Below are 13,567 nucleotides of genomic sequence, written 5' to 3'. Positions count from 1 at the left end.
GTTCACATTCATCCTATTCCTGAAGCCGAGCCACGCCGGTGAGCCAGTCGACATCAATACGGTTGGTTTGGCCATCGAGCGTGACAGTGACCTTGCCTCCGGTGGAACTGCCGTCGGGATAAAAAATGAACGAGCCTCGTTTGCCGTTGTCCTCGACCTCGGCGACGAACAGGCCGATCTGCAGTTTCCCGGGCAACTGAAAAGCGGTTTTATGCCGCGATATCTGGAATTTGCGGTCATCCACATCGATGGTCAACGCCGTGGGTTGCCGGGTGACGATGGCCTGTTCGCGCGCCTGTCTCAGACCGGCCAGAAGTTCCCTGGATGCGGCCTTGATCTGGGCGCCGGGCGTACCCGAGGAAATCAGCGGAATGGCCAGCCCGGTCATGAAGGCCATCAAAACCAGCACGACCAGCAACTCGAGCAACGTGAAGCCAGCGGCGCGGCGCCGCGCGATCACCAACTTTTCACGTCCTCGTTTTCACCGGTGCCACCGGGCTGTCCGTCCGCACCATAAGACTCGATGTCGTAGGCGCCGTGCTTGCCCGGGCTGGTGTAGATGAAGGGGTGACCCCAGGGATCTTTCGGGATGTCTGGGCTCTTGAGGTAGGGGCCGTGCCAATTGGTCACGCCCGAGGGGTCTTTGATCAGCGCTTGCAGACCTTGCTGGGTGTTGGGGTAGCCGCCGACGTCGAGCCGGTAAAGATCGAGCGCGGCCTCGAAATGCTTGATCTGAAGATGCGCCGTCTCGGTCTTGGAGGTGGAGAGGTAGTGAATGACACGCGGCGCGACCAGACCTGCGAGCAAACCCAGAATGACCAGGACGACGAGCAATTCGATCAGCGTCAGGCCGCGCATTCGCGCTGCTTGGCGTTGTTTGGCTAAAAACATGGAGAACTCCTGTGAGAGATCAGCCGAAAAAATCAACTGAATGCAAGATTGTTGACGCTGAGAATGGCCAACAGAATCGACATGATGATGCCACCGATCATCAGCCCCAAAGAAAGAATGAGAATGGGCTCCATCAGCGCCAAAAGGCGCTTGATGGTGGTCTGCGCCTCGCGATCATAGACATTGGCCACCTGGATCAACAGTTCCTGCAGGCGCCCGGTCTCCTCGCCGACCATCACCATGTGAACCGCCAGTTTGGGAAACAAGCCCGTCTGCATGAGCGGCTTGCCCAACCCCTTGCCTTCGCGCAAATTGGCCGTCACCTGATCGAGACTCTCGCGTAGAACGGCGTTGCCGACCGTCTCCTTGGCAATGGACAGACCCGAGAGCAGGGTGACGCCGTTTTCCAGCAGGGTGCCCAAGGTGCGGGTCAGCCGGGCGACGTCCAGCTTGAGAATCATTTCGCCGAACAAGGGCAAGCCCAGAAACCAGCGATCCCAGCGCAGACGACTGACCGGGTTGCTCAGTTGCCTGCGCATCAGCCAAACGATAGCCACGGCTCCGATCAGAATCACCCACCAGTCGCCACGCACGAAATTCCCGGCGGCGATCACGATCTGCGTGGGAACGGGCAAGGATTTGCCCGCCTGATCGAACATCTGCGTGAACTGCGGCACGACGAACATGAGCAGCAGCAGGACGGACAGCACCGAGACGCAGGCCAGAATGATGGGATAGATCATGGCCGAGGTCACGGTTTCGCGCAATTCCTTGGCGCGCTCCATGAAATCGGTCAAGCGGAACAAGACCACGTCCAGAGCGCCACCTGCCTCGCCAGCGCGGATCATGTTGAGGTAGAAGCGGTCAAACACGTTCTTGTGCTTTTCCAGGGCGGCCGACAGCGGAGCGCCGCCGCGCACTTCGGCCTGGATGCTGACGATCAGTTCAGCGACCGGAGCGCGCGATGCCATGCCGCTCATGATGTCGAGGCACCGATCCAGCGGCAATCCGGCGCGCAGCAGCGTGGCCAATTCGCGGGTGAACTCCATGATTTCTTCGCGCTTGACGCGCTTGCTCTGGAACAGCCCGCCCGATGACTTCGCAGCCGTTTGTGCACCGGTTTCGGCGCCCGTTTCAGAAACACGAATCGGCAGATGGCCGCTGCTCTGCAGGCGTTCGATCACGATGGCGTCGCTGCGGGCGTCCATCGTGCCTTCGACGACCTCACCCGCGCCGGTTACCGCTTTATAGGCATAAATAGGCAAATCTCACTCCTCGCGCGTGGCACGCAGGACCTCCTCCAGAGTGGTCAGGCCAGCCGCCACTTTGCGCAAGCCGTTTTCATACATGGTTTCCATGCCCTGCGCCACCGCGACCCGGCGGATTTCCCCAGAGGTGGCATGCGTCATCACCTTTTGCCGCACCGTATCGTCCATCAACAGGACTTCGACGATACAGCTTCTGCCTGTGAAGCCCGTGCCGCCGCAAAGTTCACATCCTTGGGGGTGATAAAGGATCGCCCCTTGCTCCGGGAGGTAGCGCCTCAAGCCGATTTCATCGAGCAGTTCGGGCGTAGGCGTGTAGGGTTGTCGACAAGCCGTGCACAGGTTGCGCACCAGGCGCTGCGCCTGTATGCCGACGATCGTCGAGGTGAGCAGATAGTCTTCCACCCCCATATCGAGCAAGCGGTTGATGGTGCTTGCCGCATCGTTGGTGTGGAGGGTCGACAGCACCATATGCCCCGTCAGGGCGGACTGGATGGCGATCTGCGCGGTTTCCAAATCGCGGATTTCCCCCACCATGATGACGTCCGGGTCCTGTCGAACGATAGAGCGCAGCGCATTGGCGAAAGTCAGGCCGATTTGCGGCTTGACCTGAATCTGGTTGATTCCATCCATCTGATATTCCACAGGGTCTTCGACCGTGAGAATTTTCAGATCGGGCTGATTGATGGTTTGCAGTGCGGTATAGAGCGTGGTGGTTTTGCCGCTGCCGGTCGGGCCCGTCACCAGCAGAATGCCGTGCGGCTGCATCAGGGCCGACTTGAATTTCGGGAGGTTGTGATCGTCAAACCCCAGGCGCGTGAAATCCAGCAGTGTGGAGGATTTGTCCAGGATCCGCATCACCACGCTTTCTCCATAGAGCGTGGGCACTGTGGAAACACGCAAATCCGCCTCTTTGCCGTGGATGCGCAGCTTGATGCGCCCGTCCTGTGGCAGGCGGCGTTCGGCGATGTCCAGACTCGCCATGATTTTGATACGCGAAATGACCGCCGCAGACAATCTGCGCGGCGGCGACTCGACTTCATGCAGAACGCCGTCGATACGGTAGCGCACGATGAGCCGGCTCTCGAAAGGCTCGACATGGATGTCGGAAGCACGCGATTCCATCGCCCGGCTGATGATCAGACTGACCAACCGGATGACCGGAGCTTCGCTCGCCAGGTCCTTCAACTGCTGGAGATCTTCGTTTCCGGTGTCGTCTTCCAGCGTTTCGATATCGCCGACGATCTGATCCATCGACGATTTGCCGGTGCCGTAAAGCCGGTCGAACGCTGCCTGCAATTCGCCGGGTGTGGCCAGAACGAAATCGACTGAGCGGCCCGTGGCCAATCCCAGCGACTCCTTCAGGAACCCGTCGAACGGATCCGCAACAGCAACTGCCATGCGCTTGCCATCATCACTCAAAGGAAGCGCATGAGCTTCACGCAGGTATCTCTGCGACAGCGCCTGAGTGAACAAGGGCAACTCTGGATAGTCCGTGGCCTTGGCCAGCGGTATCGCACTCTGGATGGAGAGGGCTTGAGCAACGTCCACCTCGGTCACCAGGCCAAGCCGCAGCAGAATTTCCCCGATGCGTCCTGATCGGTCTTCTTGCTGCAAACGCAAAGCTCGATCGACCTGGGACTGATCGACTTTGCCCTGCTCAATCAGAATCTCGCCAAGACGCTGTTTCACGAAAAACCTGCCCCAATTCAAAGGTAACAGAAGACTATAGCAGCCCGCCCCGAGGCTACCCATATCGATAGGCCCAAATTGCCGACGCCTGCACCGAAGCCTGCGCATCGACGCGGCAGGTACCCAAGACGCCAGCCGCTGATGCAGGAGTTGCGCTCGGGCAATTCCTCTGGCGTCGCCCAGCCGCATTCGCGCCGCAGGGGATTTTTCGGGACATAGCATTTCGCGCATCCGTCTCGTAGCGAGACGTTTCGCCGGAGTTGCCTGAATGTTCAAGTCCCCGCTTCATCATCTCAGCGTCATGGCGCTGGTCGAAGGTTCGTCGCTCATCGCCCTGGTGCTGCTGGCCGTGCCGCTGAAATACGCGGCCGACTGGCCATTGGGGGTGAAGATCATCGGGCCGATTCACGGCGCGCTGTTCATCTGGGCCACGATTGCGCTGGGGGTGACGCTGTCGCGCGGGCAGCTCTCGCCCCTGCGCAGCCTCGGGGTGTTTCTTGCTTCGCTGATTCCGTTTGGCGGGCTGTGGTCGCATCGCATGATGCGTCGCCAGCTTGAAGCCGAGCCTGCGGCTGCGGTCTGACCACCCCGGTTGTTCATTGGGATACAAGTTGATGGCGCTGCGGATTGGGCGCTGCTCCCGGCGCTCCCCGATCGATCTGGCCAGATCGCCATGCCATATGGCCAGATTGGAGGCCGCCAGGTATCGATAATGGATTGATTTATAACTTAGTAAAACTAGCGTCAAACTCGCGGCAGCAGCACTGCGGTCCAGATCAAAGCGCACAGCAGCAGGGTGAGCAGCACGGCGGCACTGCCCAGGTCTTTGGCGGTCTTGCTCAGTTCGTGCCGCTCCAGCGAGACGCGATCGACGGTGTACTCGATGGCGGTGTTGAGCAGCTCGACGATGAGCACCAGCAGCACGCTGCCCACAAGCACCGCGCGTTCCGTCCAGGTGCGCCCGAGCCACAGCGCCAGCGGCAGCATGATGAGGGCCAGCGTGAGCTCCTGGCGAAACGCCGACTCGGTTTTCCACGCCGAACGCAGGCCGCTGATCGAGTTGATGCCCGCGTGATACACGCGCGACAGCCCGGTGCGAGCCTTGTAGGGATTGGGCGCAGCCTCCGGTTTGGGCAGGGGCGCGCGCTCGCGCTGCTGGGCCATTGGTTCAGCTCGCAGCTTGCGTCGCGTCGCTCTCGCGCACCGCCTTGCGCAGATGTTCGAGAAACTGCCGCGAGGCCGCTTCCCAGGTGAACTTGCGGGCATGCGCCAGCGCCACGCTGCGCGGAATCTGCAGGGCGCGCAGGCAGGCGGCCTTGAGGTCGTTGTCGAGCGCCCCGGCCGGGCTGTCGCCGATCACATCCAGCGGGCCGGTCACGGGAAAGGCGGCTACCGGGCAACCACAGGCCATGGCCTCGATCAACACCAGGCCGAAGGTGTCGGTCTTGCTCGGAAACACGAACACATCGGCGCCGGAATACACCCTGGCCAGCTCGTCCTGCGTGAGCACGCCGAGGTAACGCACCTCGGGGTACTGCTTGCGGATGCGCTCGAGTTCGGGCCCCTCGCCGACCACCCATTTGGTACCCGGCAGGTCGAGCTGCAAAAAGGCGTCGATGTTCTTCTCCACCGCCACCCGGCCGACGTACAGAAAGATGGGCGGCTTGCCCTCCAGCCGCTCGCCTTCGCGCGGGTAAAAGATGCGGTGATCGACCCCGCGCGACCACAGCCGCACATTGCGAAAGCCATGCTGCTGCAAGTCGCGCTGCACCACCTGGGTGGGAGCCAGCACGGCGCGGCCCGCGTTGTGGAAGCGCCGCAGATAGGCGTAAGTCCAGCCCAGCGGGACGCGAAAGCGGGCCTGGACGTATTCGGGAAAACGGGTGTGATAGGCCGTGGTCAGCGCAATGTCCAGGCGCAGCGCGATACGGCGCGCGGCATGCCCCAGCGGCCCTTCGGTAGCCACATGGATCACGTCGGGCATGAATTCGGTGACCCGCTGCATGATGCGACCATGCGGCCTCAGGCTGAGCCGGATTTCGGGGTACGTCGGACAGGCGATGGTGCGAAAGCTGTTCGGCTCGACCACGTCGACGACTTGCCCCATGTCGCGCAACTGGCCGATGGTGGTCTTGAGGGTGCGCACCACGCCGTTGATCTGCGGCTCCCAGGCATCGGTGACGATGAGGATGCGCAGCGGCGGCGTACCGGCAGCGGGAGGCCAGGGCTTTTCGGCCGCAGCGTCCCTGTGGGGGAGCACAGGGGAAACGTCAGGAGCAACGACAGCAGAGGCGATCATGCGTGGGCGGGTTGTGCGTGAACCGGTTGGGCTTGGGCGGGGTGCGCTGCGGTCTTCGGCGCCAGCTCCGCCAGCACCTGCAGCCCGGCGTTCCAGTGCAGCAGCTTGAGCCGCCCATCGAAGTCTTCGGCCAGCGCGGTGAGACTTTCCACCCAGTCGCCGCAGTTGGCGTAGATCAGATGGTCTTCGCAGCGCAGCTCGGCGCGGTGAATGTGGCCGCAGACCACGCCGTCGCATTGCTGGCGCCGCGCCTCGTCGCTGAGCAGGGTCTCGAAGCTGGAGATGGTGTTCACCGCCGCCTTGACCTTGTGCTTGAGATACTGCGACAGCGACCAGTACGGCAGGCCGAGCCTGAGCCGCACCTGGTTGAACCAGCGGTTGAGTTTGAGGGTGAACATATAGGCGGCGTCGCCCAGGTGCGCCAGCCACTTGGCGTACAGCACCACGCTGTCGAACAGATCGCCGTGCACGACGAGCAGGGTGCGACCGTCGGCGGTGACGTGCCGCACCTGGTTGATGACCTCGATGCCGCCGAAATGCAGGCCGTCGTAGGGCCGTGCGAATTCGTCATGGTTGCCTGGCACGAACACCACCCGCGTGCCCTTGCGCGCCTTGCGCAGCAGCTTCTGCACCACGTCGTTGTGCGACTGCGGCCAGTAGATGCCCTTTTTCTTGAGCTGCCAGCCGTCGATGATGTCGCCCACCAGATAGATGGTGTCGGCGCCGCAATGGCGTATGAATTCGAGCAGTTGCGGCGCCTTGCAGTCGCGCGTGCCCAGGTGGATGTCCGACAGCCACAGGGTGCGCCACTTCATGACCGGCTCGCCGTCGCCTTGAGAGGCGTCGCTCTGTGCAGCGTCCTGCAGCGCCTGCGCCGGGGCGCCATCTTGGGAGAGCACAGCACTGGTGCGCATCATTCGGGACAGGGTTTGGATCACCATGCCGCGCATTGCATAGCCCTAATATGTCAAACAGGTGAATGTCACGAAAAAATTCGCGGCCCGCCTGACACGGTGACTTGTTTCCCACGCAGTGAGCGAGTCAAATGACGCGCTCACCTTCCTCAGAATATCCCGCCATGAGTCAGGAACCGGAACGCGAACTCAAATTCCGGCTCGATCCCACCCTGCACGACACCGTGCGCAGCCATCCCGTTCTGCTGTCGATGGCGCAGGCGCCGCGCGTGCAGACGCTGCAGAGCTGGTACTTCGACACGCCGGAGCACACCTTGCGTCAAGCCGGAATGGCTCTGCGCGTGCGGCATGCGGGCGACGGGCGGCGCGTCCTCACTCTGAAAAGCAGTCCAGCCGCGGGTTTGCAACTCGCGCGTGGCGAGTGGGAATTCGACATCGACGCCGACACGCCCAATGCCGCTTCGCTGCAACGCCTGAGCGACACGCCGCTGTCCAGCCTGGGCGACGTTGAGGCCCTCGCCGGCCAGTTGCGCGCCGTGCTGGGCACGCGGGTGCAACGCACCGTCTGGCAGGTCGAATGGGAAGGCTCGCAGCTCGAAGTCTGCCTCGACCACGGGCAGGCGCTGGGCGGCACCACCCCGGAGGCGCCCAGTCTGCCGATCAGCGAACTGGAGATCGAGTTCATCGACGGCCATTGGCCCCACGCCTTCGATCTCGCCTGGACCCTGGCGCAAGACCTGCCGCTGCTGATCTCTCCGGTCAGCAAGGTCCAGCTCGCCGCCATCGCCGCAGGCGAGATCACGCTGCAACTGCCCGCTGTGGCCCGCGAACTGCCCCCGCATGCGCAGGGCGGGCAGGCTGTGGCCGACGTGCTCCACCAGGCCGCCGCGGTGATTGCCGTCGGCGCCGACCTGCTGCGCGAGCAAACCCAAGCCGAGACCGTGCACCAGATGCGACTGCAATTGCGCCGTCTGCGTGTGCTGCTGCGTTTGCTCCAGACCACAGGCCCGAAGTCGCAGCGCGCCGCCTGCCGCTGGCTGCGCGGCGAATGGCGCTGGGCCGGGCAGCTCCTGGGCGCGGTGCGCGATGTCGACGTCTGCCTCGAACTGGCCCGCGCGCAGGGCCAGGCGCAAGGCTCATCCCCCGTGTACGCAGGCCTGCTCCAGCGCCGCACCGCGCGTCTTCAGGCCCTGCTGAGTTACCTGCGCAGTGCGCGTTTCGGCCGCGTGCTGCTGGCTCAGGCGCGCTGGGCGGAGTGCTGGAGCAGCGGGAGCATCATCGCTGTCGAGGTGTCCACCGAACAGCTTGCCAGGCGGCTGCTGCGCTTTCACAGCGACGATCTGCATTTGCATCCGCAGCGCTGGGCCGAACTGCTGGCGATCTGGGACGGCTTTGCCGCCACGCCGCTCGACGCCCCCTGGAGCGCGCTGCACACCCTGCGCCTGCGCGCCAAGCAATTGCGCTACGCGCTGGAATGGCTGGCCCCCTGGGTCGGCTCCGCTCTGGGCGACGAAGGGAAGGCCTGGCTCAAACTCACCAGCGCGCTGCAATCCGATCTGGGCGAAGCGCTCGACATGCTGCGGCTGGCGCGCTGGACTGCCAGCGACCAGGTCATTCTCCCGCCCCAGTCCGATGCCTTCAGCGAGCAAGGCGTACTCGATGCCTTCAGACTGGCCAGCGACGGCTTGAAGCGCGCGCTCCACGCCGCCCGCATGAAGTCAAGCGAGGGATGATTCCTCCTGCCGATCGCCCTGTTGGCCCTCCTGCAACTGGTCTCGCCGCGTCGCGGTGAGGTAGATCACCAGGGACAGAATGGCCAGCAGGAACAGGGCGCTGGTTCCCATCGTCCCCAGACCGAGCCCCCCTTCGGCGCCGGGTTTGGACAACCAGTCACCCAACGTCGCGCCCAGCGGCCGGGTGAGGATGTAGGCGACCCAGAACGTGGTCACGGCGCTGACCTTGAAGAGGTAGTAGGCCGCCGCCGTCAACGCGATGGCACCGCCGAACAGCACGGCCGACATCGCATAGCCGAGCTGCAGCCGCTCGGCGGCCAGATCGCCTCCGGCAGTACCCAGCGCAAAGGTGAACAGGATGGCCGCCCAGTAGAACGCTTCGCGCCGAGGCGTGCCGATGCTGTGGATCGACAGGCTGCGTTCGCTGAACCACCAGAACATGAACGTCGCCATCAAGGCCGCGGCGAACAAGGCCGTACTCACTGGCAGCGGCACGCCCAACTGATCGGTCAGATTGTCGGTGACCAGCGTGCCCACCACGCTGATGAGGGTCACGGTCAACCAGTAAAGCCACGGAACGTAGCGGCGGGCGCGCATCTGCGCCGTGAGCACGGCAACGAACAAGACCGTCATCACCACGCTGGTGGCGACCAGCCCCAGATGCAGATCGACGGCCAGATAGTCCGCGGCGGTTTCGCCCACCGTGGTGGCCATGATCTTGATCAACCAGAAATAGAGGGTGATGACCACCGGAACCTTGACCGCCAGCGCCCAATCGGGTTGCGCGGGGGGTTGCGCAGAGGGTCGCGCGGCTGTTGCTGCGTTTTGCATGATGAACTCCCTGAATGCTGTTTGGTGTTGTCGTGGGATCGCGTGGGGCGCGACAACGGCATTCTGGAGCGGGCGACTTAGCGCAGGGTGAGCGCCCCGCCGGGAAAACTATGCGCTTTTGCGCAGGTTTGCTGGCGGTATGCGCAGCGCCTCGCGGTACTTCGCCACGGTGCGCCGCGCCACCTGCACGCCTTGCTGCGTCAGGCGCTCGGCGAGTTCGCTGTCCGACAGCGGCTTTGTGCTGTCTTCCTCTGCGACAAGACGGCGGATGAGTTCGCGTACCGCGGTGGACGAGGTGTTCCCGCCCGCCTCGGTGCTCAGCCCGGAACCGAAGAAATACTTCAACTCGACGGTACCGAACGGCGTGAGCATGAATTTCTGCGTGGTCACGCGCGAGATGGTCGATTCGTGCAGCCCGAGTTCGTCGGCGATTTCGCGCAGCACCATGGGCCGCATGGCCACGGGGCCGTAGTCGAAAAACCGCTGCTGGCGCTCGACGATGGTCTGAGCCACGCGCTGGATGGTTTCGAAACGCTGCTGCACGTTTTTCACGAACCAGCGCGCCTCCTGAAGCTGCCCCTGCATGGCACCGCCGCTGTCGCGTGCGCGGCGCAGGGCATCGGCGTAAATCTGGTTCACCCGCAGCCTGGGCATGACCTCGGCGTTGAGCTGCGCCACCCAGCCTTGCGGCGTCTTGCGGGCGATCACGTCGGGGGTCACCGCCTGCGCGTCATCGCGGCGAAAGGCGCCGCCGGGATGCGGATCGAGCTGGGCGATGCGTTGCTGCGCCTGACGCAGCGCGGCTTCATCGGCCTGAAGCTGGCGTTCGAGCCTGCGCCAGTCGCGGCGCGCGAGCAGGTCGAGATGTCCGCCGCGACAAATCTGCAAGGCGAGGTCGCGCACCGGACAGGGCGGCTGGCGCTGAAGTTGCAGACGGAGGCAGTCGGGAAGATCGCGGGCGGCAACGCCTGCGGGGTCGAAACTCTGAATCAGGCGCATGGCCGTGGTCAGCGCATCGGCCAGGTCTTCGATCTGCTCGGCATCCGCCGCCGGGGCGAGGGCCTGCGCCAGTTCCTGCGGGGTGTCGGGCAAATACCCGTCGTCGTCGAGCGAGTCGATGATGGCTTCGGCGGCCGCGCGGTCGGTCGCGCTCAGCGCGAGCCCGGCCAGTTGCGAGCGCAGGTGGTCGCGCAGATCGAGGTGTCCGCAGGCGATGTCGAGCGCACTGAATTCATCGTCGTCACCCCCACCCCCGCTGGCGGACTGGCCCGAACCGACCCAGGAGTCGGCGTCGGCATCGGTATCGGCGCCGTGATCGGTTTCGCCGCTGCTGGCCGTCCAGTCCTGCGTATCGAGCCGCAGCTCGGCAGCGGGTTCGGCAACGGGGTCATGCCCTTCGACGGCAATCTGGGGAACGTCGGGCGTCGGCGCCACGGGTGTCTCGGCCGTCGATGAGGTGGCCGGCGCGTCTTGCTCTTCTTCGGGTTCGAGAAAGGGATTGGATTCGAGCAGCCCCTCGATTTCCTGCGTGAGTTCGAGGGTGGAGAGTTGCAGCAGCCGGATGGACTGCTGCAACTGCGGCGTGAGCGCGAGATGCTGGGACAGACGCAGATTCAGCGACGGCTTCATCACATGCGGAAGTTTTCACCGAGGTACACCTTGCGCACCGCGGGGTTGTCGATGATGGATTGCGGATCGCCCTGCGCCAGCACCTGCCCTTCGCTGATGATGCAGGCGGCGTCGCAGATGCCCAGGGTTTCGCGCACATTGTGGTCGGTGATCAGCACGCCGATACCCTGCTCTTTCAGGAACTGCACGATGCGCTGGATTTCGATGACCGCTATGGGGTCGATCCCGGCGAAAGGCTCGTCGAGCAGGATGAAGCGCGGCTGCGTGGCCAGGGCGCGGGCGATTTCCACCCGCCGCCGCTCGCCGCCCGACAATGCGGGCGCGGGGCTGTCGCGCAGATGCTCGACATGAAGCTCGCGCAGGAGATGCTCTTCGCGTTCGCGGATTTCGGCCTTGCCCAGGCGCCGCCCCTGCGCGTCGTGCTGCAGTTCCAGCACGGCCCGCACGTTCTCGGCCACGGTCATGCGGCGAAAGATGGACGCCTCCTGCGGCAGATACGACAGCCCCATGCGGGCGCGGCGATGCATGGGCAGGTCGGTCACGTCCTGGCCGTCGATATGGATGCGACCCGCATCGGGCCGCACCAGGCCGACGATCATGTAGAACGAAGTGGTCTTGCCCGCGCCGTTCGGCCCCAGCAGGCCGACGACCTCGCCGCAGCGCACGCTGAAGCTCACGTCGCGCACCACCTGCCGGCCGGCATAGCGCTTCTGCAGATGCTGAACATCCAGTTCAGAGCCGGTGGCCACGCGGGTCGCACGGGCTGATGTCGGACGCGGCGCCTGCGCCGGGGCGACGGGATCGAGTCCGCCCCGCACCACGGTCTGCCTGGCAGAATGAACCTGCGCGCTCAAGGCTGCGTCTCCAGCCTGGGCGCGACCCGGAGCGCGGGGGGCGACCTTGGCGCCGCCGATGCGGCGGGCGCGGCAGGCTGCGGCGTCAACATCATCCGCACCCGGCCACCGGGATTGGTGGCCGAAGCGCCCTGCGCTCCGCCTTCAATGGTGAACACATCGGTGATGCGGTTGTAGGCGATCACATTGCCCTGACCGCGGTCGACCAGTTTGCCGTCGATCAGACGGCTGAGCACGGCCTGACCGCGCAGGGTAACGACATCGGTCTTGCCGTCGTATTCGATGCGCTGCGCGGCCCCATCCAGCGTCTGCGTCGGCTGCCCGGGCGCCGCATCGAGTTGCTGCGCAAAAGTGGCCAACTGCCCCGGCGCGGCGATCGCCGTCGCATACTGGTAGCCGTCCGGCGCCTGGCGCACGTCCACGGTTGCGGCGCGCAACACGAGGGATCCCTTGGTGACGACCACATTGCCGGTGAACACGCTGGTCTGATGCACGTCGTCGTAACGCATGGCGTCCGCCTCGATGTGAATCGGCTGGTTCCGGTCGGTCTGTGCCGCAAGCACGGGCAGCGCCAGACCTGGCGCACACAGCAGGGTCAACAACAGGAATCGGGCCAATCGTTTCATCGGCATGGGTTTTGCTTCATTCGGTTCATTCTAGGGCAAGGCCGCGCAGCCCCGCAGCACAAATTGGCGGTGCTCAAAACCACACTGCCCGCATACCGCGGGCAGTTTGCTGTTGTGATGGGAGGAGACGCTTACTTCTTTTTCTGCTGCTCTCGCACCTTGTTGATGAGGTAATCGACGACTTCGAGCACCTTCTCGTTGTTATTGGCCTCAGGCAAAGCCGCCGAGGTCGTGTACATACCCTGAACCGCCATGGTCGGCACACCCTGGATCTGGTAATCGGTCACCATCTGCGTGGCTTGCCGGACCTGGGCATTCACGCCGAACGAGTTGTAGGCATCGAGAAAAGTCTTTTTCGCAATGCCCTGCTGCGCCAGCCAGTTGGCCATCTGATCGGCCGTACCCAAGGGAATGTGCTGTTTGTGGATGGCGTTGAAAATCCTGGCCTGCATCGCATCATCGAGCTTGCCCAGCGCCTTCAGGGCGTAATAGAGATGCTGTTGCGGCACGAACTGGGGAGAAAAAGCGACGGGGACGCGTTCGAGCACGACGTCAGGCGGCAGTTTTTTCTGCCAGGCTTCGAGCAGGGGATCGAAGTCGGCGCAGTGCGGGCAGTCGTACCAGAAAAATTCATACACCACGATCTTGTCCGCCGGGCTCACCGGCTGCGGCACGGCCAGACGGTTGTAGGCAAAGCCCTCGTGGAACGGGCTGCTCCTGGCGGGGGTCTGCGCCTGCGCGCCTGCGGCGAACAGGCCCATAGAAAACGCCATGAACACCACGGAAAGCCAGCGTTGCAACATGAGACATCCTTTGGTTTGAGAATGAATGAA

The 13,567-nt window shown here is 63.8% G+C and carries 14 protein-coding genes; 2 read left to right on the top strand and 12 right to left on the bottom strand.

Features of this window, described 5'->3' with window-relative positions; genetic code table 11:
* Positions 1-13 precede the first annotated feature (13 nt).
* Genes RBR52_RS08130 through gspE form a run of 4 tightly spaced genes read right to left on the bottom strand, consistent with a single transcriptional unit; the run spans position 14 to position 3,848 of the window.
* On the bottom strand, positions 14-460 hold the full coding sequence (locus tag RBR52_RS08130) for a GspH/FimT family pseudopilin (RefSeq protein ID WP_320376815.1): 447 nt from the start codon (positions 458-460) through the stop codon (positions 14-16).
* Positions 457-891: a type II secretion system major pseudopilin GspG gene (gspG, locus tag RBR52_RS08125; protein WP_320376702.1), complete on the bottom strand. Its 435-nt coding sequence runs from the start codon at positions 889-891 to the stop codon at positions 457-459. The genes RBR52_RS08130 and gspG overlap by 4 nt, the downstream gene beginning before the upstream one ends.
* A 32-nt stretch (positions 892-923) precedes the next feature.
* Positions 924-2,156, bottom strand: a complete 1,233-nt coding sequence (locus RBR52_RS08120; protein WP_320376701.1) for a type II secretion system F family protein — start codon at positions 2,154-2,156, stop codon at positions 924-926.
* Between the two features lie 3 nt (positions 2,157-2,159).
* Complete coding sequence (gene gspE, locus RBR52_RS08115; RefSeq protein WP_320376700.1) at positions 2,160-3,848, bottom strand: type II secretion system ATPase GspE; 1,689 nt, start codon at positions 3,846-3,848, stop codon at positions 2,160-2,162.
* 268 nt (positions 3,849-4,116) lie between these two features.
* Here gspE and RBR52_RS08110 point away from each other — a divergent pair, with 268 nt between their 5' ends.
* A complete protein-coding gene (locus RBR52_RS08110; protein ID WP_320376699.1) occupies positions 4,117-4,431 on the top strand; it encodes a DUF3817 domain-containing protein in 315 nt (104 codons plus the stop codon).
* Between the two features lie 161 nt (positions 4,432-4,592).
* Here the strand turns inward: RBR52_RS08110 and RBR52_RS08105 are convergent, their stop codons facing one another.
* The 3 genes from RBR52_RS08105 to RBR52_RS08095 form a co-directional block, all read right to left on the bottom strand.
* Complete coding sequence (locus RBR52_RS08105; RefSeq protein ID WP_320376698.1) at positions 4,593-5,012, bottom strand: diacylglycerol kinase; 420 nt, start codon at positions 5,010-5,012, stop codon at positions 4,593-4,595.
* 4 nt (positions 5,013-5,016) lie between these two features.
* Positions 5,017-6,045 (bottom strand): glycosyltransferase family 1 protein, encoded by a 1,029-nt coding sequence (locus RBR52_RS08100; protein ID WP_320376814.1) that lies wholly within the window; start codon positions 6,043-6,045, stop codon positions 5,017-5,019.
* Between the two features lie 98 nt (positions 6,046-6,143).
* Positions 6,144-7,064, bottom strand: a complete 921-nt coding sequence (locus RBR52_RS08095) for a UDP-2,3-diacylglucosamine diphosphatase (RefSeq protein WP_413818311.1) — start codon at positions 7,062-7,064, stop codon at positions 6,144-6,146.
* A gap of 161 nt (positions 7,065-7,225) precedes the next feature.
* Between RBR52_RS08095 and RBR52_RS08090 the strand changes: the two genes are divergently transcribed.
* A complete protein-coding gene (locus tag RBR52_RS08090) occupies positions 7,226-8,794 on the top strand; it encodes a CHAD domain-containing protein (RefSeq protein ID WP_320376696.1) in 1,569 nt (522 codons plus the stop codon).
* Here RBR52_RS08090 and RBR52_RS08085 read toward each other — a convergent pair.
* The 5 genes from RBR52_RS08085 to RBR52_RS08065 form a co-directional block, all read right to left on the bottom strand.
* On the bottom strand, positions 8,780-9,625 hold the full coding sequence (locus RBR52_RS08085; RefSeq protein ID WP_413818310.1) for a hypothetical protein: 846 nt from the start codon (positions 9,623-9,625) through the stop codon (positions 8,780-8,782). The genes RBR52_RS08090 and RBR52_RS08085 overlap by 15 nt on opposite strands.
* Before the next feature lie 108 nt (positions 9,626-9,733).
* Positions 9,734-11,254, bottom strand: a complete 1,521-nt coding sequence (locus RBR52_RS08080; protein WP_320376695.1) for an RNA polymerase factor sigma-54 — start codon at positions 11,252-11,254, stop codon at positions 9,734-9,736.
* A complete protein-coding gene (lptB, locus tag RBR52_RS08075; RefSeq protein WP_320376812.1) occupies positions 11,254-12,003 on the bottom strand; it encodes an LPS export ABC transporter ATP-binding protein in 750 nt (249 codons plus the stop codon). The genes RBR52_RS08080 and lptB overlap by 1 nt, the downstream gene beginning before the upstream one ends.
* Before the next feature lie 101 nt (positions 12,004-12,104).
* Positions 12,105-12,740 (bottom strand): lipopolysaccharide transport periplasmic protein LptA, encoded by a 636-nt coding sequence (gene lptA, locus RBR52_RS08070; RefSeq protein ID WP_320376694.1) that lies wholly within the window; start codon positions 12,738-12,740, stop codon positions 12,105-12,107.
* Between the two features lie 125 nt (positions 12,741-12,865).
* Complete coding sequence (locus RBR52_RS08065) at positions 12,866-13,537, bottom strand: thiol:disulfide interchange protein DsbA/DsbL (protein ID WP_320376693.1); 672 nt, start codon at positions 13,535-13,537, stop codon at positions 12,866-12,868.
* Between the last annotated feature and the right edge of the window lie 30 nt (positions 13,538-13,567).

This window comes from Thiomonas sp. (genome assembly GCF_034007205.1).
Lineage (GTDB): Bacteria > Pseudomonadota > Gammaproteobacteria > Burkholderiales > Burkholderiaceae_C > Thiomonas.
Note: the sequence above shows the minus strand (reverse complement) of the source record. Positions and strands in the feature narration are given on the sequence as shown.

What these genes read in the sequence shown, in the direction of transcription:
- gspG (WP_320376702.1), bottom strand. Translation starts at nt 891, where the DNA reads ATGTTTTTAGCCAAACAACGCCAAGCAGCGCGAATGCGCGGCCTGACG.
- RBR52_RS08110 (WP_320376699.1), top strand. Translation starts at nt 4,117, where the DNA reads ATGTTCAAGTCCCCGCTTCATCATCTCAGCGTCATGGCGCTGGTCGAA.
- RBR52_RS08105 (WP_320376698.1), bottom strand. Translation starts at nt 5,012, where the DNA reads ATGGCCCAGCAGCGCGAGCGCGCGCCCCTGCCCAAACCGGAGGCTGCG.
- RBR52_RS08095 (WP_413818311.1), bottom strand. Translation starts at nt 7,064, where the DNA reads ATGATGCGCACCAGTGCTGTGCTCTCCCAAGATGGCGCCCCGGCGCAG.
- RBR52_RS08090 (WP_320376696.1), top strand. Translation starts at nt 7,226, where the DNA reads ATGAGTCAGGAACCGGAACGCGAACTCAAATTCCGGCTCGATCCCACC.
- RBR52_RS08085 (WP_413818310.1), bottom strand. Translation starts at nt 9,625, where the DNA reads ATGCAAAACGCAGCAACAGCCGCGCGACCCTCTGCGCAACCCCCCGCG.
- RBR52_RS08080 (WP_320376695.1), bottom strand. Translation starts at nt 11,254, where the DNA reads ATGAAGCCGTCGCTGAATCTGCGTCTGTCCCAGCATCTCGCGCTCACG.
- lptA (WP_320376694.1), bottom strand. Translation starts at nt 12,740, where the DNA reads ATGCCGATGAAACGATTGGCCCGATTCCTGTTGTTGACCCTGCTGTGT.
- RBR52_RS08065 (WP_320376693.1), bottom strand. Translation starts at nt 13,537, where the DNA reads ATGTTGCAACGCTGGCTTTCCGTGGTGTTCATGGCGTTTTCTATGGGC.